This window comes from Streptomyces sp. NPDC107575, assembly GCF_055657265.1.
This window is the reverse complement of sequence record NZ_JBVKBG010000005.1, coordinates 728,525-749,656: the sequence shown is the minus strand read 5'-3', so window position 1 is coordinate 749,656 and position 21,132 is coordinate 728,525. Positions and strand designations below refer to the sequence as shown.

Below are 21,132 nucleotides of genomic sequence, written 5' to 3'. Positions count from 1 at the left end.
CACCGTCGGTGGCGGCATCCTTTCGAACCCTGGCGATCCCGCCACTGTCAGCGGCGCGCGCCGCGCGCGAGCCTGGTGGGGAACGGAAGGGACACCATTCATGACTCGCATCGCCATCAACGGATTCGGCCGCATCGGACGCAATGTGCTGCGCGCCCTGCTGGAACGCGACAGTGACCTCGAAGTGGTCGCCGTCAACGACCTCACCGAGCCCGCGACGCTGGCCCGGCTGCTCGCCTACGACAGCACGGCGGGACGCCTCGGGCGCCCGGTGACCGCGGACGGGGACACCCTCGTCGTCGACGGCCGCCGGATCAAGGTGCTGGCCGAGCGCGAACCGGCGAGCCTGCCGTGGGCCGAACTCGGCGTCGACATCGTCCTGGAGGCCACCGGCCGCTTCACCTCGGCCAAGGCCGCCCGCGCCCACCTCGACGCGGGCGCCAGGAAGGTGCTCGTCAGCGCGCCCTCGGACGGCGCCGACGTCACGCTCGCGTACGGGGTCAACACCGACGCCTACGACCCGGCCGTGCACACGATCGTCTCCAACGCCTCCTGCACCACCAACGCGCTCGCCCCGCTGGCCGCCGTCCTCGACGAACTCGCCGGTATCGAGCACGGGTTCATGACGACGGTGCACGCCTACACGCAGGAGCAGAACCTCCAGGACGGCCCGCACCGCGACGCCCGCCGCGCCCGCGCCGCCGGGATCAACATCGTGCCGACCACGACCGGCGCCGCCAAGGCGATCGGCCTGGTCCTGCCGAACCTCGACGGCAAGCTGTCGGGCGACTCGATCCGTGTCCCCGTACCGGTGGGCTCGATCGTCGAACTCAACACGACCGTCGCCCGCGACGTGACACGCGACGAGGTGCTCGCCGCCTACCGCGCCGCGGCCGAGGGCCCGCTCGCCGGCGTCCTCGAATACTCCGAGGACGCGCTCGTCTCGTCCGACATCGTGGGCAACCCCGCCTCGTCGATCTTCGACTCGGCCCTCACCCGCGTCGACGGGCGACACATCAAGGTGGTCGCCTGGTACGACAACGAGTGGGGCTTCTCGAACCGGGTGATCGACACGCTCGGGCTCCTCGCCGCGAGCTGATCCCCTACGCGGGCCGGGGCCCGGCCGCGCGGCGCAGCCGGTTGGCGATCGCGAGGCCGAGGCCCTCCTGCGCGGGCAGCGAGACGAGGATGAGGTCGCAGCCCTGCTCGTCGAGTTCGCGCAGGTAGCCGTAGAGGCCGCGCGCGTAGGCGTCGAGCGACGCCGGGACGGCGGCCACGGCGTGCGCCTTCAGCGGGGCGTCGGCGAGGGCGGACGGCAGGAACACGCCCACCCGGTGGCCGAGTTCGTTGGCGCGGGCCGTCTCCGCGAGCAGCTCCTCGGGGTCGACGAGGACGACGCGCGCGTTCGGCGCGTAGTGCGAGGGATGCTGGCCCGGCACGCGCACCTCGCTGGTGTCGGGGACGTCGAGGGGACGGCCCAGCGCCTCCTCCAGGTCCTCGCGCGTCACCCCGCCCGGCCGCAGAATGCTCAGCGACTCGCTCGTGGCGTCGACGATGGTCGACTCGACGCCGACCTCGCAGGGGCCGCCGTCGAGCACGAAGTCGACGCCGTCGCCGAGTTCGGTACGGACGTGGTCCGCGGTCGTCGGGCTGACCGAACCGAACCGGTTGGCGGACGGGGCCGCGACGCCGCCGCCGAACGCGTTGAGCAGCTCAAGCGCGACCGGGTGGTCGGGCACGCGCACGGCCACCGTCTCGAGTCCGCCGGTGGTTTCGAGGGGCACCCGGGCGCCGCGCGGCAGCACCATCGTGAGCGGCCCCGGCCAGAAGCGCTCCGCGAGCAGCCGCGCCGCCTCGGGCACCTCGTCGGCCCAGTCGTCCAGGTGCTCGGCGCCGCCGATGTGGACGATCAGCGGGTGGTTGGGCGGCCGGCCCTTGGTCCGGAAGATCCGGGCGACGGCGGCGGGGTCCTCGGCGTCGGCGGCCAGTCCGTAGACGGTCTCCGTCGGGAGGGCGACCAGGCCGCCGGCGCGCAGCACGCCGACCGCCTGGTCGATGTCGGTCCCGGTGACGGCGGGTGCGGTCACCGGTGCGGTGTCCTTCACTGTGGTGCGCTTCTTTCGACGGTACGGGGTCAGTGTGCGGCGGCGGTCTCGCTCAGGCCGTGCGAGGCGACCAGCTGGGCCGTGCCGTCGGCCAGTCGGTAGGACAGGCCCACCACGGCGAGGCGCCCGGCGGCCACCTGCTCGGACAGCACACGGGAGCGGTCGAGCAGCAGGTCGACGCTGTGCCGTATGTGCTCGTGGAGGATCTCCTGGTCCCCGCCGCGCCCGGCGGCGCGGGCCGCGAGCACGCTCGGCGTCACCCGCTCGACGACGTCGCGCACGAAACCGGCGGGCGCCCTGCCGCCGTCGGCGGCGTCCTTGGCGGCGGCGATGGCCCCGCACGAGTCGTGGCCGAGGACGACGACCAGCGGGCAGCCCAGCACGCTCACCCCGTACTCGATGCTGCCCAGCACCTCCGAACCGACCACGTGCCCGGCCGTGCGGACCACGAACATGTCCCCGAGGCCCTGGTCGAAGATGATCTCGGCGGCGAGCCGGGAGTCGGAGCACCCGAACAGCACCGCGAACGGGTTCTGCCCCGGCGCGATCTCGGTACGCCGCGCGGCGTCCTGATTGGGGTGCCCGGGGGTCCCGGTGACGAAGCGCCGGTTGCCGTCCAGCAGCATCGCGAAGGCTTCGTCGGGAGTGGGATTCAGCGTCTCGTTCACGACGGAAGCGTACGACCTGGCTCATCCCGCCCGCGGCCCGGGCCCCGCCTGGTGACGCCGGTGGCCCGACGAGGCTTGCCCGACGACCTCGCGCCCTCGATCAAGCAGGCCGCCGACGCGGCCGGCCTGAGCGTGAACGCGTACGTGGTGCGCGCCGCGCGGCGCGCCGCGACCCTGGACGCGGCCCGTCAGCTCGCCGAGCTGTGCCTCGGCCAGGACCTCGCGGGCGAGGGCGACACCCTGTGAGCACCGACATCGGGCGCGGCGAGATCTGGACGCTCGCGGACGGCCGCGACGTGCTCGTCATCTCCCTGACCGGGCTCGACGAGGCGTACGGCGCGGTCCTGGCGCTCGTGCTGCACCCGGCGCGGCGCTACCCGGACACCGCGATGTCCGTCGAGCGGCTGCGCCTCGGGGGAGTCGGTGCGGTTCCCGTCCTCCTCTGCCGACGGCGAAGAACCGGCCCGGCCCGGCCGGACGGGCACTACGGTCCAGACTCATGACGATCACCACACGTACGGTCGCCTACCCGGCCGACGGCCTCACGATGATCGGGCACCTCGCGCTTCCCGCCGGTGACGGACGTCGGCCCGCGGTCCTCGTCGGGCCCGAGGGGACGGGGCTCAGCGACGTCGAGCGCGGCCGTGCCGATGCGCTGGCCGAGCTGGGGTACGTGGCGCTGGCCTTCGACATCCACGGCGGGCGCTATTTCGACGACCCCGAGGAGATGCTGGCCCGTTGCCTGCCGCTGCTCGAGGACCCGGAGCGGATGCGGGACATCGGCCACGCGGCGCTCGACGTGCTGCGCGCCGAACCGCGAGCCGACCTCGACCGGGTCGCCGCCATCGGTTACGGGACCGGCGGCGCGATCGGGCTGGAACTCGGGCGCGACGGCGTCGACCTGCGCGCGATCGGCACGGTCAACGCGGTGACCACGGGCAGGACCGGCGAGGCGGCACGCATCGGCTGCCCCGTGTGGGCGGGGGTCGGATCGGAGGACCCGATCATGTCGCCCGCGCAGCGCGAGGCGTTCACCGCCGAGATGCGGGACGCGGGCGTCGACTGGCGCCTCACCGTCTACGGCGGGGCCCTGCACGCCTTCCACCACCCACCGGTCGACCACCCGACTCCTCCCGGCGTCGGCTACCACCCGCGCCACGCACAGCGGGCCTGGCGCGACATCGTCGCCCTGCTCGACGAATGCCTTCCCGTGACGGAGTGACAGGCTCCCGCCAAGGCGCCTAGTAGCCGCCGAACGGCGTGTGGTCCACCAGCGCCAGGTCCCGCAAGAAGCAGCGCAGGCGCAGCAGTTGACGGGCCGCGGCCCGGACGGCGGGGGAGCGGCGAGGGGAGTGGGCGGCGGTCCACAGGGCGGGTACGCGGTTCATGGCAGCAGGATCCGGCGCCCCCGGCCGGTCGGTCCAACAGATCGTGTCGCTGGCTGCCATCGATAAGGTAGATGGATGGAGATGCGTCAGCTCCGCCACTTCCTGGCGGTCGTCAGCGAGGGCACGTTCACGGCCGCCGCCCGGTCCGAACTCATCGTGCAGTCGGCGCTCAGCACCTCCGTCCGCAACCTGGAGCGCGAGCTGGGCGCCGACCTGTTCGACCGCACCGGCCGCCGCGTGGTGCTCACCGAGGCCGGACGCGCGCTGCTGCCGCAGGCCAGGTCGCTGCTCGCGGGGGCCGACGCGGCCCGGGACGCCGTCGCGGCGGTCGCGGGCCTGGCCACCGGGCGCGTGGCCATCGGCACGATCCAGACCCTCACCTGCGTCGACCTGCCCACGGAACTCGCGCTGTTCCACCGCCGTCTGCCCGGCGTCCAGGTGTCCGTGCGCGACGCGCCGGTCGACGAGCTGTACGCGGCCCTGCGCGCAGGCGAACTCGACCTCGCCTACCTCGCCCCGGACGCGGCCGAACTCCCCGAAGGACTGGTCGAGTTCGGCTCCTGGCACGAAGAGCTGGTGCTCATCACGGCCCCCGGACACCCCCTGGCGCGCGCGGGCCGCACCCTGATCCGGGACCTCGCCCAGGAGTCCTTCATCGACTTCCGCGCGGGCACCGGCCTGGAGACGGCGGTGCGCAGGCTGTCCGCACACTGCGGCCTGGAGCGCCGTATCACCTGCGACGTGACGCAGATCGGCATGCTCGTGGCCCTCGTCCGGGCCGGCATCGGTGTCGCCTTCGTGCCCCGGCGCATCGGCGAGGACGCGGGACTGCCGTGCGTGGACATCCGCCAGCCGGACCCGGGCCGCACGGTCGTGCTCGCCGGCCGCGGCCCGGGCACCCGCAACCCGGCCGCCACCGCCCTGATCGACCACCTCACCCGCGCCCCCGACGAGGCGCCGGGCGCGCGCCGATAGTCGGCACGCGCCCGGTCACCCGCCGCGAGATCGCCTCAGGCCTTGTCCTGCATGCTGCTGCGCGCCGGATTGGCCTGCTCCGCCGCCTTGGGGTCCTTCTCGTCGGCCTTGGCGCGCACACCCTGCTTGATGCGCTCGCCGATGTTCTCGTCGATGTTGGACCAGTACTCGAAGGCCCGCTCGAGGACCGGATCGCTCACGCCGTTGAGCAGGTGGCCGACCACGTTGTCCACGAGCCGGTCGCGGGCCGCGTCGTCGAGGACCTCGCGCACCATCGTGCCCGGCTGGCCCCAGTCGTCGTCCTCGGCGTGGTCGACGTACGCGGCGCGGGTGATGTCACCGTCCGCGTACCAGCTCGGCGGTGTGCCGTAGCGGTCCGTGTCGGCCGCCGGGCCGCCCTTGGAGTTCGGCGCGTACACCGGGTCCTGGGCCTTCTTGTAGGCCATGGCCCCGTCCTTGGAGTACGAGTGCACGGGCGCGACCGGCGCGTTGACGGGCAGCTGCTGGTAGTTGCCGCCGATGCGGTGACGGTGCGCGTCCGCGTAGGAGAAGAGCCGCGCCAGGAGCATCCGGTCCGGGCTCGGGCCGATCCCCGGGACCAGGTTGTTCGGCTGGAACGCGGCCTGCTCGATCTCCGCGTGGTTGTCCGTCGGATTGCGGTCCAGCGTCATCCTGCCGACCTCGATCAGCGGGTAGTCGGCATGCGGCCACACCTTCGTCAGGTCGAAGGGGTTGAACCGGTACGTGGCCGCGTCCTCGTACGGCATGACCTGCACGTGCAGCGTCCAGCTGGGGTACTCCCCGTCGCGGATGTGCTCGAAGAGATCGCGCGTGTGGTAGTCCGTGTCGGCCGCGGCCATCTGGTCCGCCTCGTGCTGGGTGAAGCACTCGATGCCCTGGTCGGTCTTGAAGTGGTACTTCACCCAGAACCGCTCGCCCTGGGCGTTGATCCACATGTAGGTGTGCGACGTGTAGCCGTTCATGTGTCGCCAGGTGCGCGGGATGCCCCGGTCGCCCATCAGCCAGGTGACCTGGTGCGCGGACTCGGGCGAGAGCGTCCAGAAGTCCCACTGCATGTCGTGGTCGCGGAGGTTGTTGTCCGCGCGGCGCTTCTGGGAGCGGATGAAGTGCTGGAACTTCATCGGGTCCTTCACGAAGAACACCGGGGTGTTGTTCCCGACCATGTCGTAGTTGCCCTCGGTCGTGTAGAACTTCACCGCGAACCCGCGGGGGTCACGCCACGTGTCGGGGCTTCCGCGCTCGCCGGCGACCGTCGAGAACCGCGTCACCAGCTCGGTGCGCGTCCCCGGCTGGAACACCGCCGCCTTCGTGTACGCACTGACATCCGCGGTGACCTCGAAGTGGCCGAAGGCACCGCTGCCCTTGGCATGTGGCTGCCGCTCCGGAATCCGCTCCCGGTTGAACTGCGCCATCTGCTCGATCAGATACGAGTCCTGGAGGAGGATCGGTCCGCCGGCGCCGACCGTGAGCGAATGCTCATCGCTCTCGACCGGAACACCGGCATCCGTGGTGGTCGCTTTGGCTGTCTCGTCACTCATGAGCTACGCGTGCCTTTCGACGGGATTCGCTCTGTGCCGCGGTCGCCCCGCGGGGTGCGGCCGCGCAAGCGGTTTCGGGCGGAGCCGCCTCTGGCATGGCACACCGGGCGAACCGACGACATCACCATGCTGGGCCCTCCGTCCGGACACGGCCATTCGGCCGCTCACGCGGAGCGAGTGCCCACACGTCGCGCGGCGATGCACAGCAGGGCGACCGCGGCGACGGCCAACACGACATGCCCGACGAGATTGACGGTGCCCGCCGAGCCCTGGTCCGGGACCTGGCCGAAGCCGACCCACGCGTAGGTCAGCGTGGCCCCGGCGGCCAGCGCGAAGACGTGGACGGGCCCCCAGTCGTGCGCGCGCGACCAGTGCCGGACCAGGCCAGCGGCCGCGAGGGCGACGGCCAGCGCGGCGGCCACCCCCGCCCAGCTCGGCTGCAGCACCAGCCAGAAGACACTGGTGGCCGCGCACGAGGCGGCGCCGGCGAACAGCGGACGGGGCGCGCCTCGGGAGTCGAGCCCGGCGCGCGGGCGGGGCATCAGGAACGCGGCGGCCACCAGCGCGGCCACCACCACGGCCGTGCCGACCAGCTGCGGCCACGGGGCCATGAAGCCGCTCTCGTCGTAGCTGCCCCAGCCGACGACCACGGCCCCCAGCACCAGCAGCCCGGCCGTGACGGCGAGCCCGGTCCTGCCGAGCCACGGGCGCGCCGCCCGGTGCGGGACGAGGGCCTCCATGAGCGCGATCGGCACCGTGATGCTCCACAGCGCGTGCACGGCCAGGACGGAGAGCAGGCCGTAGGCGCCGGTGCCGGCCAGGGGGATGGGCGTCACGGTCACCATGTCGTAATTGCCGGAGTAGTCGGCGTTGAACAGCATCTGGTCCAGCAGGCCCTCCTCGAGCAGGGCGTACGCGGCGCCGAGCAGCAGGATCGACCCCCAGCCCCGGCCGGTTCCGCGGACCAGTTCGCGGATGAGGAGGGCCCCGCTGCCGTACAGGAGGGCGAGGACCGGCAGCAGTGCCAGGGCGTCGAGGGAGGTGGCGCCCAGGAGCATCTCGCCGACCAGCGGCGACAGGAAGAACAGTCCGACCGCGGGCATGGTGTGTCGCATGCGGCCGACGCTACGGGCGCCGGTCCCGCCCGCGGATCGGCCGAGCGTCTGCACCGGTCGGCCGAGTGGCCACGGGGGAGCAGTCACCGATATCCGAAAGTGGACGAGAGGGAGACTTTCGTCGGATGCGAGGGCGCCTCCTGCGCGCAAGTGCCGTGTGGTGCACCAGGGTTGACGGTGAAAATGCCACCTGGTTTGGTTCTCGGAGCGCGGCGCCGCTCGAGCGTGCTTTGACAACGATGTCATAGGTGTACGGGGTGCGGTGTCCGCGCGTCGCCGGTCAGTTCCGCCTCTCCGAAGGGACCGCACGATGCGCACCCGTACAAGACGGCTCTCCCTGCTCCTGACCGCCGCCACGCTCGGCCTGGGCCTGCTGGCCGCGGGCCCCGCCACCGCGGCCCCGCGCGCCGACCGGCACCAGGACGCGGTGGACGCCGTCGACGGCCTGATGACCTGGTGGAACGAGGACACCGGCGCCTTCGAGAGCACCGGCTGGTGGAACAACGCCAACGACCTTCAGGCGCTCCTCGACTTCTGGCAGGCCCCCGGTGACACGGGCGGCCACGACATCAAGCGGATCGCCGCCACGATCTACGACAAGAACGTCGGCGCCAAGGAAGGGCAGTTCCGCAACGAGTACCTCGACGACACCGGCTGGTGGGGCCTTGCCTGGCTGAGGGCGTACGACCTCACCGGCGAGAAGCGCTACCTCGACACCGCCATCGCCGACGCCGACCACATGTGGAAGCACCACGACGACACCTGCGGCGGCGGGGTGTGGTGGAACTACGACCACAAGTACAAGAACAGCATCACCAACGAACTGTTCATCACCCTCTCGGCGGCCCTCCACAACCGCCTCGACGGCGACACGACGTACCTGGGCCGGGCGCAGAGCGTCTGGGGCTGGTTCCAGTCGAAGAAGCTCATCAACAAGGACAACCTCATCAACGACGGCCTCAACGACGCCTGCGTCAACACGGGCGAGTCGACCACGTGGTCGTACAACCAGGGCGTCATCCTCGGCGGCCTCGTCGAGCTCCACAAGGCCACCGGCTCCCACGCCGTCCTCACCAAGGGCCGCAAGATCGCGGACGCGGTCGCCGCCTCGCCGCTGCTCGCGCCCGACGGGATCCTCTCCGAGCCGAACGACGACGACACGGACGGCGGCGCCGACGGCCCGTCCTTCAAGGGCGCGTACATGCGCGGGCTCGGCGCACTGAACCGGGCGCTTCCCGACCACCCGTACTCCGCCTTCATCGACCGCCAGGCCGACGCCCTCAACACCCTCGACCGCAGCGGCGACTTCTACGGTTTCCACTGGAACGGCCCCTTCGACAAGGCCGACGCGGCGCGCCAGCACAGCGCGCTGGACGCGCTGACGGCCGCCATCTACTGACCGAGCCGTTCCGTCGGGTGCGCACGCCGTGGGCGTCGCACCCGACACGCGTCCGCTCAGCCGATCGGCACTGGCAGCGCCGCCACCTCGTATGCCAGCGAGATGGTGTCCCCGGTCGTCGGGTCGGACAGCTCCACGCGCCACGCGTCGCCGAACTGGTCGACGCCCTCGGCCATCGGGATGGTGCCGGAGATCAGTACCGTGCCGGGGAGCAGCTCGCCGCGTTCGCGCAGGACGTCGGCCCAGTAGGACGGCGTGAGCAGTTCCGCCAGTGAACCGTCCTGGATCAGGGACTCCTCGCCCTTCACCGTGACCCATGCGCGCAGCGCGATGTCGTCCAGGCGCTCCTCCATGTCCGCGAGGCGCCAGGCGCGGCGGGCCAGGACGTCCGGGCTCGCGTTCTTGCTCCAGGCCACCCCGTGCACCTCGAGCTCGCGGTCCGTGTGGTCGCAGGCGGCCGTGAGCAGCAGCTCGCCGTCCGCCGCCACGACGAGCGCCCACTCCGCCTCGCCCGAGGTCCGGCCGTGCTGCACCGCGACCCGCCCGGTCTGCTGCGCGAGGTAGGGGGAGATCGGGTACAGGGCAGGGGTCGTGGTCGGCGCGGGCACACCGAGTTCGGCCAGCTCGGCGACGTGCGCGGCGACGTCGTCCTGGCTGCGACCGGCGTAGCCGGCGTTGAGGACCTGGACGACGTCCACGTCGCGGGTGGAGCCGTCGGGCAGTTCGAACGTGAGCAGGGCCATGGGAATCTCCAGCGGGTGAGGGCAGGGTGGACGGTTGCGAAGCGGTTAACTTCCCGTTCAGGGCTTGCGCATACGACCTGTATACAAGAAGTATGCCGGAAGGTCGATGTCTCCCCGAACGTCGATGTCCCCACCCGACCGCCGAAGTCCCCCGAACCGAGGACCGAAATGCTGCAAGACTCCCCGCGCGACCCGGCCGCCGCACCGGTCGTCACCCCGAACCGCTCCGGCCTCGTCCGGGCCTTCTTCGCCAGCCTGACCGGCACCGCCCTGGAGTGGTACGACTTCGCGGTCTACTCCGCCGCCTCCGCCCTGGTCTTCGGTGACCTGTTCTTCCCCTCCGAGGACCCGCTCACCGGCACCCTGCTGGCCTTCTCCACGTACGCCGTCGGCTACGTCTCGCGCCCGCTCGGCGGCATCGTCTTCGGGCGGCTCGGCGACGTCATCGGCCGCAAGAAGGTGCTGATCGCGACGCTCGTCCTGATCGGCGCGGCCACGTTCCTCATCGGCCTGCTGCCCACCCACAGCAGCATCGGCGCCGCCGCGCCCATCGCGCTCGTCGTGCTGCGCTTCGCCCAGGGCGTCGGCGTCGGCGGCGAGTGGGGCGGCGCCGTGCTGCTCTCCAGCGAGTTCGGCGACCCGAAGAGGCGTGGCTTCTTCGCCTCGGCCGCCCAGGTCGGACCGCCCGCGGGCAACCTCCTCGCCAACGGCGTCCTGGCCGCGCTCGGCGCCCTGCTCACCGAGGACCAGTTCCTCTCCTGGGGCTGGCGCGTCGCCTTCCTGATCTCCGGCATCCTGGTCGGATTCGGCCTGTGGATCCGCGCGAAGCTGGAGGAGACCCCGGTCTTCAAGGCCATGGAGGCCGAGCAGGCCCGCCCCGAGGCGCCGGTGCGCGAGGTGCTGACCCGCCAGCCCCGCGCCCTGCTCGCCGCGATCCTCTCCCGCGTCGCCCCCGACGTGCTGTACGCCCTGTTCACCGTCTTCGTGCTGACCTACGCCACCGACCAGCTGGACATGTCGCGGGGCTCCGCGCTGGCCGCCGTGCTGATCGGCTCCTCGCTGCAGATCGTCCTGATCCCGCTCGCCGGTGCCCTGTCCGACCGCGTCAACCGGCGGCTGCTGTACGGCTGTTCCGCCGTCGGCGCCGGCGTGTGGCCGTTCGTCTTCTTCGGCATGGTCGACGGCGGCTCGTGGGGCCTGCTGGTCCTCGGCGTGATCGTCGCGCTGGTCCTGCACTCGCTGATGTACGGCCCGCAGGCCGCGTTCATCGCCGAGCAGTTCTCGCCGCGGCTGCGCTCCACCGGTTCCTCGCTCGCGTATACGCTGGCCGGTCTGATCGGTGGCGCGATCGCTCCGCTGCTGTTCACGGCGCTGCTCGGCTCGTTCGACAGCTGGGTGCCGCTGGCGATCTACGTGGCCGTCACCGCGGTCGTGACCGTCACCGGGCTCCTGCTGGGCCGCGACGCGGAGGCGGCCACGGACGAGGACGCGGAGCTGGTCGCGCAGGCGTCCGCCTGAACCGTCACACCTGTCGCCACGCCCGTCGCCACACCAAGGAGGGACACCTCATGCTGATCGCCCTGAGCCAGCTCACCACCGGGCCCGACCCGGCCAAGAACCTCGACCTGATCGAGGAGCAGGCGCGCCGCGCTGCCGACGCGGGCGCCCGCGTCGTCGTCCTGCCCGAAGCGGCCATGGCCTGCTTCGGCACGAAGCTCGCCCCGCTCGCCGAGCCGCTCGACGGACCGTGGGCGAACCGCGTGCGCGAGATCGCGGAGGCGGCCGGCATCGTCGTCGTCGCCGGCATGTTCACCCCGGCCGACGACGGGCGGGTGACCAACACCCTGCTCGCGACCGGTCCTGGCGTCGAGGCGACCTACGACAAGATCCACCTCTACGACGCCTTCGGCTTCGCGGAGTCCAAGGGGGTCGCCCCCGGCACGCGGGTGGTCACCATCGATGTCGACGGCGTCCGCCTCGGCCTCGCCACGTGCTACGACGTCCGCTTCCCCGAGCTCTTCCGGGCGCACGCCGACGCGGGCGCCGTCGGCACGCTGCTGCCGGCGTCCTGGGGCGCGGGCCCCGGCAAGCGCGAGCAGTGGGAACTCCTCGTACGGGCCCGGGCCCTGGACGCCACGGTGTGGGTCGCTGCGGTGGACCAGGCCGACCCGGAGGCGAGCGGCATCACCGTCAAGGGCACGGCGCCGACGGGCATCGGACACAGCATGCTGGTCGGCCCGGACGGCACGGTGCGCGAGAGCCTGAGCGCCGAACCGGGCCTGATCGTCGCGGAGTTGGACGTCCCCGAGGTCGACCGGGTGCGCGAGAAGACCTCCGTGCTGGCCAACCGCAGGCTCGGGCGCGACGACGCGGGGATCACGTACCCGAAGTAGGACGTGCGGAAGGGCCGGCCCCGGGGGAGCCCGGGCCGGCCCGTCTCATCCCGCCAGCAGCACCTTCAGCGTCGACTCCAGATGGCTGTCGATCGCCGCGGCCACCGCGTCCGCGTCACCCGCCGCGAGCGCGTCCAGGATCAGCTTGTGTTCGTCGATGACCGACTTCTGACGGCCGCTCTGGTTGTACAGCGCGACGACGCCCGCGCGCACCTGGCGGCTGCGCAGCCCGTCGTAGTGCCGGTCAAGGAGGCCGTTGCCGACGGCCGAGACGATCGTCGCGTGGAAGCGGTGGTCGATCGCGATGAATTCCTTGGCGTCGTCGGGCCCGCTCAGCCCGCGCTGCCGCTCCAGCAGCTCGCCCAGTTCCTCCAGCGGCACCCGGCCCGCCTTGATGACCTGCTCCGCCGCGTACCGCTCCACCATGCCGCGCAGTTCCATCAGTTCGGTGATCTGCCGCCCGGTCAGCCGGGACACGCGCGCGCCGCGCCGGGGCACCATCTCGACCAGGTCCTCGGCGGCGAGCAGCAGCAGGGCCTCACGGATGGGGGTGCGCGAGACGCCGATACGGTCCGCGATCTCCTGCTCGGAGAGGAACTCGCCCTGCATCTCCGGGTCGGTGAGCACCGTCCCCTTGAGGTAGGCGTACGCCTTCTCCCGACCGGACGTCCCCATGTGAGCTCCCGTGGACCGTGGACCGTAGGCCCTGGATCTGAATCGCATACAACTTGTATACGGAAGTTACCACGGGGTGCGGCCCGTCACGAGGTGTGCGCGATCGTCAGGCGGAACTGGGCGCCGCCGCCCGGCGCGGCTTCGGCGACGAGCTCGGCGTGGTGCGCGTGCGCGATCTGGCGGGCCATGGCGAGGCCGAGGCCGGAACCCGGCAGGGCGCGGGCGCTGCGGGCCCGATAGAAGCGGTCGAAGACGTAGGGCAGGTCCTGTTCGCCGATGCCGGGGCCGTGGTCGCGGACGGTCAGCTCCAGGGTCGACGCGGCGGCGGTGAGGGTGACCTCGACGGGGCGGCCGGGCGGGCTGAACTTGGCCGCGTTGTCCAGCAGGCTCGACAGCAGCCGGGCGAGCCGGGCCGGCACACCGGCGACGGTGGCGGTGCGTGCCTCGGGGGCGATCGACAGGGCGAGCGGAGTGGCGGGCCAGTGGCCGCGCGCCGTCCCGACGGTGTGCGTCACGATGTCCGCGAGCCTGACCTCCTCGATCAGCGGGTCGGGTTCCTCGTTGCGGGCCAGCTCGACCAGGTCGTTGACGAGCAGGGTGACCTCGCGCAGCTGGCGGCTCAGCGCGCCCGCCGCGCGCTCGCGCTGGGCGTCGCTGAGGCGTGAACTCCGGGTGAGCAGCTCGGCGTTGGTGCGCAGCGCGGTCAGCGGGGTGCGCAGTTCGTGGGAGGCGTCCGCGACGAGGCGCCGCTGCGCGCCGACGGACTTCTCCAACTCGTCGAGCATGGTGTTGAAGGAGGCGGCGAGGCGGGTGATCTCGTCGTCCTGCCCGGCGCGTTCCGGCGGCAGCTCGATGCGGTGCCGGGCGTCGCGGGTGGCGGCGATGCGTTCGGCGGTGGCGGTGAGCCGGGCGACGGGCGCGAGCCCGGTGCGCGACACCCACGCACCGAGCGCACCGGCCAGCAGCACCCCGGCCACCCCCATGCCGCCGAGCAGCACCGCGGCCTGCCGCACGCCCCGGTCCACGGTGTCGGCCCGCACCGCGACCTGCAGCGCGCGCCCCTCGGGCAGCGGTGTCGTCAGCATCCTGGCCCGGTGACCGGCGAGCTTCAGCTCGCTGTAGTACGGCCCCCGGTCGCCGGACGCCACCTCGCGCGTGGAGCGGGTGACCGGCAGGAGGTACGGGTCGGACGGGTCGTCGGACGCCTGCGCGGGGACGAGTTGCGCGCAGGCCGGGGCGGCGAGGTAGCGGCACTGGCCCTGCACCACACCCGAGGGCTCGTGGCCGAACTGCTGGGTGGCCAGCCGCGCGGACTGCGTCAGGTGCAGGTCCAGCTGGTGCAGCAGCTGATGACGGATCACCACGAAGCTGCCGGCGCACAGACCGATGGCCACGGCCGCCACCGCGGCGGAGGCGGCGAGGGTCAGACGGGTGCGCAGGGGACGGCGGCGCATCCAGCGGGCATGCCTGCGCCCGCCCTTGGGCTGCGGCGAGGTCTGCGCAGGAGCGCTCACGGCTCGCGTACTCACGCCAGGTCCAGCCGGTAGCCGACGCCGTGCGCCGTGTGGACGAGCCGCGGCTCCCCGCCGGCCTCCAGCTTGCGACGCAGATACCCCACGTAGACGGCGAGGGAGTTGGAGTCGGGGCCGAAGTCGCGGCCCCACACCCGCTCCATGATCGTCTCGCGGGGGAGCACCTGCCCGGGGTGGCGCAGCAGCAGTTCGAGGAGGGAGAACTCGGTGCGGCTGAACTCGATCAACCGTGTGCCGCGCCGCCCGCTGCGGGTGGCCGGGTCGACCACGAGGTCCGCGAACCCCAGCGCGGGCACCGACTCCTCGGGCGGGGCGCTGCGCCGCAGCAGGGCCCGGATCCGTGCCACCAACTCGTCCAGGGCGAACGGCTTGACGAGGTAGTCGTCGGCTCCGGCCTCCAGACCGTCCACCCGCTCGCTCACCGAGCCCAGCGCCGTGAGCACCAGGACCGGCGTGCGGTCGCCCAGCGCCCGAAGGCGACGGCAGACCGCGAGTCCGTCGAGGCCGGGCATCATCACGTCGAGCACCATGGCGTCGGGCTCCCAGGCGGCGAGGACGGAGAGCGCCGCAAGCCCGTCCTCCGCGCCGCGCACCTCGTAGCCCTCGACCGCGAGTCCGTCCTCGACGGCGTACCGCACCTCCGGCTCGTCGTCCACCACCAGAACCTTCGGTGCGTTCGTGCACCCGTCGGCCGCGTTCATGGTCCCAGCCTGCCAAAACCTGGTCTTAGAAAGTTCTTAGAGCGCGTCAGCAGTGTGTCGGCCATGAGGACACAGCGAACATCCCATGGCCGTCTTTCGGTGGTGATCGGGGCGGGCGGCACGGGCGGACACATCTACCCGGGGCTCGCCCTGGCGGACGCGCTGCGGCGGGCCGTGCCCGACGCCGAGATCTCCTTCGTCGGCACCGAGCGCGGGCTCGAGACCCGACTCATCCCGGAGGCTGGGTACCGCCTGCACACCGTCGACATGATCCCCTTCGATCCGTCGCTCGGCGCCCGGCGGTACCTGCTGCCCGCCGCGCTGATCAAGTCCGGCACCCAGGCCAAGTCGGTGCTCCGGGCGCAGCGGGCGCAGGTCGCGGTCGGCATGGGCGGCTACCCGAGCGCCCCCGTGATCGTCGGCGCGCGGATGGCGGGGCTGCCCAGCGTCATCCACGAGTCCAACGCGGTGCCTGGGCGGGCCAACCGCTTCGCCGCGCTGCTCACCGACCAGATCACGCTGGCCTTCGAGGAGAGCCGGGCGCATCTGTCGGGCAGCCGCTACGCCGACGTCGTGGGCATGCCGATCGCCTCGGAACTCGCCGCGCTCGACCGGCCCCGGCTACAGGGCGAGGCGCGGCGTGCGCTGGGGATGCCCGCCCACGGACGGCTCCTGCTCGTCAACGGCGGCAGCCTCGGCGCCGTCCGGCTCACCACGGCCGCCGTCGATCTCGCCCGGCGCTGGCGCGACCGCCCCGGCGTCCACCTCCTGATCAAGACCGGCCCCGCCACCCTGGACGAGGTCCGCGGGCGGCTCGCCGAGACCGGCGGCGACCGGGTGGCGACCGCCGTGCCCTACCTCGACCGCATGGACCTGGCGTACGCGGCCGCCGACCTGGCCGTCTGCCGCGCCGGTTCCGCGACCGTCGCCGAACTCGCGGCCACCCGCACCCCCGCCGTCCTGGTCCCGTACCCCTACGCGCCGGGCGACCACCAGACCCACAACGCGCGGGTCCTCACCGACGTCGGCGCCGGTCTCCTGCTGCCCGACGCGGAGACGGACGCCGACCGCCTGGCCGCCCTCGTCGAACCCCTGCTGGCCGAACCGGCCCGCCTGGCCGCCATGTCGGCCGCCGCCCACCCCGGACGGCACGGACAGGCTGCCGACCTGCTGGCCGCCCACGTCCTGCGCCTGGCAGGACACCCCCTCACCCACACCCCGCACCACACGGAGATCGCCATATGACCGCCGACACCCAGTCCAGCGCCGCCGACTTCGACTGGACCGGCCGCACCGTCCTCGTCACCGGGGCCGAAGGGTTCATCGGCTCCACCCTCGTCGACCTCCTCGTCGCCCGCGGGGCCAAGGTCCGCGCCTTCGTCCACTACAAGCCGTACGGCGAAAAGGGCAACCTCGCGCCCTACCTCGGCGCCGCCGACGGCCCCGTCGAGATGATCGCCGGTGACGTCCGGGACGCCGGGCGGGTCATGGACGCCGTCGAGGGCTGCGACACCGTCTTCCACCTCGCCGCGCTCATCGGCATCCCCTACAGCTACGACTCGCCCGGCGCGTACGTGCAGACCAACGTCGTCGGCACGGAGAACGTCGCCGAGGCCTGCCGCCGCCACCAGGTGCGCCGCCTGGTCCACACCTCCACCAGCGAGGTCTACGGCACCGCGCTCACCGCCCCGATCAGCGAGGCGCACCCGCTGCAGCCGCAGTCCCCGTACTCCGCCTCGAAGATCGGCGCGGACATGATGGCCCTGTCGCACTGGCACGCCTTCGAGCTGCCGGTGACGGTCGTGCGCCCCTTCAACACGTACGGGCCCCGGCAGTCGGCCCGCGCCGTCATCCCCACCATCCTCGCCCAACTGCACGCCGGGCGCCGCCAGATCAAGCTCGGCTCCCTCACCCCGACCCGCGACTTCACCTACGTCACCGACACCGCCCGCGGCTTCCTGGCCCTGGCCGCCTGCGACGCGGCCCTCGGCCACAGCGTCAATCTCGGCACCGGCCAGGAGATCGCCATCGGGGACCTCGCCAAGGCCCTGATCAACGCCTCGGGCCGGGACGCTGAGGTCGTCGTCGACCGGGGCCGGCTGCGCCCGTCGGGCAGCGAGGTGCACCGCCTGCTCTCCGACAACTCCCGCGCCCGGGACTGGGCGGGCTGGGAGCCGGAGGTCACGCTGGAGGAGGGCCTGCGCCGCACCTCCGACTGGGTCGCGGAGCACCTGCACCTGTTCGCGGCGGACCGCTACCAGGTCTGACGGTCAGGGGGCCGTGGACACCGGGGCGTCGGGGGCCGCGACGACATCGAGGTGGTCCTGGCGGATCCGGTCGCGGCCCCACTCACCCAGGGGCGCCAGCGCTTCGTTGAGCGCCGCGCCCGACTCGGTCAGGGAGTACTCCACCCTCGGCGGCACCTCCGCGTAGACGGTGCGGAGGACGAGGCCGTCCTCCTCCATCTGGCGCAGGTGCTGGGTCAGCATCTTCTCGCTCACCCCATGGAGCGCGCGGCGCAGTTCGGAGAAGCGCCGGACGCCGTGTGCGTCCAGCTCCCAGAGGACGAGGCCCTTCCACTTTCCGCTGACGACGTCGAGCGCGGCGTCGATGCCGCAGATGTAGGGGCCGTTGCGGGGCGCCTTCGACATGACCTGGAGTCTCCCGTCTCTCCTGGCTTACCCAAAGGTAAGTACCGCAGTAAATAGTGGGTACTTACGCGACGATACAGGCTCGCGCAGCATGGTCGTCGTGTCCGAACCCACAAGAAGACCAGCCCAGTTGACCGACGTCAGTGTGCTCGGCCTCGGCGCGATGGGCAGTGCGCTCGCGAGCGCACTGCTCGACGCCGGCCGCACCGTGACCGTCTGGAACCGAACTCCCGACCGTGCGCCGGAACTCACGGCCCGCGGCGCCCGCCGCGCGGGCCCCGTCCGCGAGGCCGTGACGGCGAGCCCGCTCGTCGTCGCCTGCCTGCTCACGTACGCATCGGTCCGCGACACCCTCGGCCCCGTCGCCGACGAGCTGCGCGGCCGCACCCTCGTCAACGTCACGACCACCACGCCGAACGAGGCACGCCAACTCGCCGCCTGGGCAGCCGAGTCCGGCGCCGACTACCTCGACGGCGCCATCATGGCCGTACCCGCCATGATCGGAACCCGCGCGGGCCAGATCTTCTACAGCGGCTCGCGCACGGCCTACGACGCCGCCCTGCCGACCCTCGACATCTGGGCCACGAGCGAGTTCCACGGCGAGGACGCCGGCCGGGCGTCACTGGTGGACCTGGCGATGCTGTCGGGGATGTACCAGATGTTCCAGGGCTTCCTGCACGGCGCGGCGATGGTCGCCACCCTGGGCATGAGCGCGTCCGAGTTCGCCGCCCGGCAGGCCCCGTTCCTGTCCGCCATGACCGCCGGGTTCGCCGGGTTCGCCAAGGTCGTCGACGGCGGCGACTACACCGTCCCCGGCCAGCAGAGCCTGGACTTCTCCGACCTCTCGCACCTCGTGCGGGCCAGCGAGGAACAGGGCGTCGACCCCGCCCCGATCGCCGCCGTCCAGGAGCTGATCGGCCGACAGATCGCGGCGGGCCACGGCAAGGAAGGGTTCGCGCGGATCTACGAGAGCCTGCGCGCGGCCCGCCCCGCCATCAGCCCTGCCACCCGCCCCGAGGAAGGAACCGCCGCATGAGCGCAGCCCCCGTCACCCTGATCGGCCTCGGCCCGATGGGGCAGGCCATGGTCCGTACGCTGCTCGCGGCCGGTCACCCCGTCACCGTCTGGAACCGCACCGCCGCCCGGGCGGAAGGCCTCGTCGCCGAGGGCGCCACCCTGGCCGCCTCGCCCGCCGACGCGGTCGCCGCGAGCGAACTGGTCGTCCTCAGCCTCACCGACTACCAGGCGATGTACGACATCCTCGGCGACTCGACCGGGGCGCTGGCCGGGCGCACGCTCGTCAATCTGAGCTCGGACACCCCCGACCGTTCGCGCGAGGCCGCGGCCTGGGCGGCGTCGCACGGGGCGACGTTCCTGACCGGCGGCGTGATGGTGCCCGCGGAGATGGTGGGCACCGAGGCGGCGTACGTGTACTACAGCGGACCGGCCGAGGCCCTGGAGGCGCACCGCCCGGCGCTGGCGCGGATCGGGGCGCCGCGCCATCTCGGCGAGGACGCAGGGCTGGCGCAGCTGATGTACCTGGCCCACCTCGACGTGTTCCTGACGAGCCTGTCGGCACTGATGCACGCCACGGCGCTGCTGGGCTCGGCCGGCATCACCGCGACCCGGGCGGTCCCGGAGCTGATGCCGACGCTGGCCGACATCCCGGCCATGCTCCAGGCGGGCGGGGACGTCGGCGCGCAGATCGACGCCGGCGAGCACCCCGGCCACCTGAGCACGGCGACCATGATGGGCGCGACGGCGGACCACATCGCCGCCGCCAGCCACACCGCGGGCATCGACCTCACGCTCCCGCGCGCCGTCCGGGCGCACTACCTCCGCGCGATCGCCGACGGGCACGGGAAGGAGAACTGGACGCGCATCATCGACGGGATCCGGGCCCCGCGGGCGTCGGCGTAGGGGTAACTGGGCGCGGCTGATGGTGAATTCAGCAGCTGCAACTGGCCGCCGGCACGTTTGAACGATCGTCCACTTCGCCATTGAACGATCGTCCAGACGTGGCTATGTTGAGGCCATGGTTGCTCTCACCGCAGATGAGTTCAGCACTGTCGCCTCCGGCTACGACACGGACCCAGCCCGCTCCATGTCGCTCAGGGCCGAGGCCTACACCGACCCGAAGTGGCACGCCGCGGACCTCAAGGCGGTCTTCGGCCGCACGTGGCAATGGGTGTGTCACGTGGAGGAGTTGGCGAAGCCCGGAAGCTATGTCGCAGCGACGGTCGCCGAGATGCCGGTGGCCGTCGTGCGCGACCGCTCCGGGCAGCTGCGCGCCTTCTACAACGTCTGCAAGCACCGGGCCCATGAACTCCTGTCCGGCTCGGGCACGACGCGCGCCATCGTGTGCCCGTACCACGCGTGGACGTACGACCTGAGCGGTGCGCTGGTCGGGGCGCGCAAGACGGACCGTATGGAGACGTTCGACAAGAGCGGGATCTGTCTCGACCGGATCCAGGTCGAGGAGTTCTGCGGATTCGTCCACGTCAACCTCGACCCGGCCGCGAAGCCGCTGGCCGAGCAGGCGCCCGACCTCGCCGCCGAGATCACCGGGCGGGCGCCGGACATCGCCCGGCTCACGCACGCCAAGCGCCTGCGCTACGAGATCAGGACCAACTGGAAGAACGTCGTCGACAACTTCCTGGAGTGCTACCACTGCCACGTCGCGCACAAGGAGTTCGTCTCCCTCGTGGACATGGACACCTACGACGTGAAGACCCACGGCATCTGGTCCAGCCACTTCGCCGACGCGGGCAAGAGCGCGAACACCGCCTACGACGTGTCCGGTGCCACCGTCACCGAGCACTCGGTGTGGTGGCTGTGGCCCAACACCTGCCTGATGCGCTATCCCGGGCGCGGCAACTTCATGGTCCTGCAGATCCTCCCCGACGGCCCCAATCGCACGCGCGAGACGCTCGACTTCTACCTGGAGAGCACGGAACTCGACGAGACCGAGCAACAGTCCGTGCGGTACATGGACGAGGTGCTGCAGGTCCAGGACATCGCCCTCGTCGAAAGCGTCCAGCGGGGCATGGAGACACCCGCGTTCGACCAGGGCCGGATCGTCTACGACCCCGAGCGGGCACCCGGCCTCTCCGAGCACGGTGTGCACCACTTCCACGGGCTCGTGCTCGACGCCTACCGCGCGTTGGTGAGCGATCCCGGCGTCGCCTGACCACAGGCCCGTACTCAGTCCTCAGTGAGGTGCGTCAG

The 21,132-nt window shown here is 72.2% G+C and carries 23 protein-coding genes; 13 read left to right on the top strand and 10 right to left on the bottom strand.

Translation table 11 applies throughout. From position 1 onward, the window contains the following. Positions 1–100 precede the first annotated feature (100 nt). A complete protein-coding gene (gap, locus tag ACZ7L4_RS28175) occupies positions 101–1,099 on the top strand; it encodes a type I glyceraldehyde-3-phosphate dehydrogenase (protein WP_472106872.1) in 999 nt (332 codons plus the stop codon). A gap of 4 nt (positions 1,100–1,103) precedes the next feature. Here gap and ACZ7L4_RS28170 read toward each other — a convergent pair whose 3' ends face one another. Next, complete coding sequence (locus tag ACZ7L4_RS28170) at positions 1,104–2,087, bottom strand: L-threonylcarbamoyladenylate synthase (RefSeq protein WP_472106870.1); 984 nt, start codon at positions 2,085–2,087, stop codon at positions 1,104–1,106. Between the two features lie 47 nt (positions 2,088–2,134). Continuing rightward, entirely contained in the window at positions 2,135–2,731 is a 597-nt protein-coding gene (locus ACZ7L4_RS28165; RefSeq protein WP_472107376.1) for a carbonic anhydrase, read from the bottom strand. A 102-nt stretch (positions 2,732–2,833) separates the two neighbouring features. On the opposite strand from ACZ7L4_RS28165, the gene ACZ7L4_RS28160 reads away from it, so the two are divergent. Genes ACZ7L4_RS28160 through ACZ7L4_RS28150 form a run of 3 tightly spaced genes read left to right on the top strand, consistent with a single transcriptional unit; the run spans position 2,834 to position 3,995 of the window. Beyond that, positions 2,834–3,019 (top strand): toxin-antitoxin system HicB family antitoxin, encoded by a 186-nt coding sequence (locus ACZ7L4_RS28160; protein ID WP_472106868.1) that lies wholly within the window; start codon positions 2,834–2,836, stop codon positions 3,017–3,019. Continuing rightward, complete coding sequence (locus tag ACZ7L4_RS28155) at positions 3,016–3,276, top strand: hypothetical protein (RefSeq protein WP_472106866.1); 261 nt, start codon at positions 3,016–3,018, stop codon at positions 3,274–3,276. The genes ACZ7L4_RS28160 and ACZ7L4_RS28155 overlap by 4 nt, the downstream gene beginning before the upstream one ends. After that, positions 3,273–3,995, top strand: coding sequence for a dienelactone hydrolase family protein (locus ACZ7L4_RS28150; protein WP_472106864.1), 723 nt, complete (start codon positions 3,273–3,275; stop codon positions 3,993–3,995). Before ACZ7L4_RS28155 ends, ACZ7L4_RS28150 begins: the two co-directional genes overlap by 4 nt. A 19-nt stretch (positions 3,996–4,014) precedes the next feature. Here the strand turns inward: ACZ7L4_RS28150 and ACZ7L4_RS28145 are convergent, their stop codons facing one another. Beyond that, on the bottom strand, positions 4,015–4,161 hold the full coding sequence (locus tag ACZ7L4_RS28145; protein WP_472106862.1) for a hypothetical protein: 147 nt from the start codon (positions 4,159–4,161) through the stop codon (positions 4,015–4,017). Between the two features lie 75 nt (positions 4,162–4,236). Here ACZ7L4_RS28145 and ACZ7L4_RS28140 point away from each other — a divergent pair, with 75 nt between their 5' ends. Continuing rightward, the gene (locus ACZ7L4_RS28140; protein ID WP_472106860.1) at positions 4,237–5,136 is read left to right on the top strand and encodes a LysR family transcriptional regulator; all 900 of its coding nucleotides are present in this window, start codon (positions 4,237–4,239) and stop codon (positions 5,134–5,136) included. A gap of 35 nt (positions 5,137–5,171) precedes the next feature. Here the strand turns inward: ACZ7L4_RS28140 and ACZ7L4_RS28135 are convergent, their stop codons facing one another. Beyond that, complete coding sequence (locus ACZ7L4_RS28135; RefSeq protein WP_472106858.1) at positions 5,172–6,695, bottom strand: catalase; 1,524 nt, start codon at positions 6,693–6,695, stop codon at positions 5,172–5,174. A gap of 164 nt (positions 6,696–6,859) precedes the next feature. Continuing rightward, positions 6,860–7,810 carry a DUF998 domain-containing protein gene (locus ACZ7L4_RS28130; RefSeq protein WP_472106856.1) on the bottom strand — a complete coding sequence of 317 codons (951 nt, stop codon included), beginning with the start codon at positions 7,808–7,810 and terminating at the stop codon, positions 6,860–6,862. Positions 7,811–8,120: 310 nt separating this feature from the next. Here ACZ7L4_RS28130 and ACZ7L4_RS28125 point away from each other — a divergent pair, with 310 nt between their 5' ends. Beyond that, positions 8,121–9,209: a glycoside hydrolase family 76 protein gene (locus ACZ7L4_RS28125; protein WP_472106854.1), complete on the top strand. Its 1,089-nt coding sequence runs from the start codon at positions 8,121–8,123 to the stop codon at positions 9,207–9,209. Between the two features lie 56 nt (positions 9,210–9,265). On the opposite strand, the gene ACZ7L4_RS28120 is transcribed toward ACZ7L4_RS28125, so the two are convergent. After that, positions 9,266–9,952, bottom strand: coding sequence for a DUF2848 domain-containing protein (locus tag ACZ7L4_RS28120; protein ID WP_472106852.1), 687 nt, complete (start codon positions 9,950–9,952; stop codon positions 9,266–9,268). A gap of 168 nt (positions 9,953–10,120) precedes the next feature. Here ACZ7L4_RS28120 and ACZ7L4_RS28115 point away from each other — a divergent pair, with 168 nt between their 5' ends. After that, a complete protein-coding gene (locus ACZ7L4_RS28115; RefSeq protein ID WP_472106850.1) occupies positions 10,121–11,470 on the top strand; it encodes an MFS transporter in 1,350 nt (449 codons plus the stop codon). Between the two features lie 50 nt (positions 11,471–11,520). Next, on the top strand, positions 11,521–12,345 hold the full coding sequence (locus ACZ7L4_RS28110; RefSeq protein ID WP_472106848.1) for a carbon-nitrogen hydrolase family protein: 825 nt from the start codon (positions 11,521–11,523) through the stop codon (positions 12,343–12,345). 45 nt (positions 12,346–12,390) lie between these two features. Here the strand turns inward: ACZ7L4_RS28110 and ACZ7L4_RS28105 are convergent, their stop codons facing one another. The 3 genes from ACZ7L4_RS28105 to ACZ7L4_RS28095 form a co-directional block, all read right to left on the bottom strand. Further along, the gene (locus ACZ7L4_RS28105) at positions 12,391–13,020 is read right to left on the bottom strand and encodes a GntR family transcriptional regulator (protein WP_472106846.1); all 630 of its coding nucleotides are present in this window, start codon (positions 13,018–13,020) and stop codon (positions 12,391–12,393) included. 86 nt (positions 13,021–13,106) lie between these two features. Next, positions 13,107–14,474, bottom strand: coding sequence for a sensor histidine kinase (locus tag ACZ7L4_RS28100; protein ID WP_472107374.1), 1,368 nt, complete (start codon positions 14,472–14,474; stop codon positions 13,107–13,109). Between the two features lie 71 nt (positions 14,475–14,545). Beyond that, entirely contained in the window at positions 14,546–15,253 is a 708-nt protein-coding gene (locus ACZ7L4_RS28095; protein ID WP_472106844.1) for a response regulator transcription factor, read from the bottom strand. A gap of 63 nt (positions 15,254–15,316) precedes the next feature. Here ACZ7L4_RS28095 and ACZ7L4_RS28090 point away from each other — a divergent pair, with 63 nt between their 5' ends. Together ACZ7L4_RS28090 and ACZ7L4_RS28085 are read left to right on the top strand one after the other, a co-directional pair. Continuing rightward, positions 15,317–16,498, top strand: coding sequence for a UDP-N-acetylglucosamine--N-acetylmuramyl-(pentapeptide) pyrophosphoryl-undecaprenol N-acetylglucosamine transferase (locus ACZ7L4_RS28090; protein WP_472106842.1), 1,182 nt, complete (start codon positions 15,317–15,319; stop codon positions 16,496–16,498). Then, on the top strand, positions 16,495–17,520 hold the full coding sequence (locus ACZ7L4_RS28085; RefSeq protein WP_472106840.1) for a GDP-mannose 4,6-dehydratase: 1,026 nt from the start codon (positions 16,495–16,497) through the stop codon (positions 17,518–17,520). Before ACZ7L4_RS28090 ends, ACZ7L4_RS28085 begins: the two co-directional genes overlap by 4 nt. A gap of 3 nt (positions 17,521–17,523) precedes the next feature. Here the strand turns inward: ACZ7L4_RS28085 and ACZ7L4_RS28080 are convergent, their stop codons facing one another. Further along, a complete protein-coding gene (locus ACZ7L4_RS28080) occupies positions 17,524–17,904 on the bottom strand; it encodes a winged helix-turn-helix transcriptional regulator (protein ID WP_472106838.1) in 381 nt (126 codons plus the stop codon). A 130-nt stretch (positions 17,905–18,034) separates the two neighbouring features. Here ACZ7L4_RS28080 and ACZ7L4_RS28075 point away from each other — a divergent pair, with 130 nt between their 5' ends. The 3 genes from ACZ7L4_RS28075 to ACZ7L4_RS28065 all read left to right on the top strand — a co-directional run bounded on the left by ACZ7L4_RS28075 (position 18,035) and on the right by ACZ7L4_RS28065 (position 21,094). Further along, positions 18,035–18,940 (top strand): NAD(P)-dependent oxidoreductase, encoded by a 906-nt coding sequence (locus tag ACZ7L4_RS28075; RefSeq protein ID WP_472106836.1) that lies wholly within the window; start codon positions 18,035–18,037, stop codon positions 18,938–18,940. Then, a complete protein-coding gene (locus tag ACZ7L4_RS28070; RefSeq protein ID WP_472106834.1) occupies positions 18,937–19,824 on the top strand; it encodes an NAD(P)-dependent oxidoreductase in 888 nt (295 codons plus the stop codon). Before ACZ7L4_RS28075 ends, ACZ7L4_RS28070 begins: the two co-directional genes overlap by 4 nt. A gap of 115 nt (positions 19,825–19,939) precedes the next feature. Next, positions 19,940–21,094 carry an aromatic ring-hydroxylating oxygenase subunit alpha gene (locus ACZ7L4_RS28065; RefSeq protein ID WP_472106832.1) on the top strand — a complete coding sequence of 385 codons (1,155 nt, stop codon included), beginning with the start codon at positions 19,940–19,942 and terminating at the stop codon, positions 21,092–21,094. The last annotated feature ends 38 nt before the right edge of the window (positions 21,095–21,132 follow it).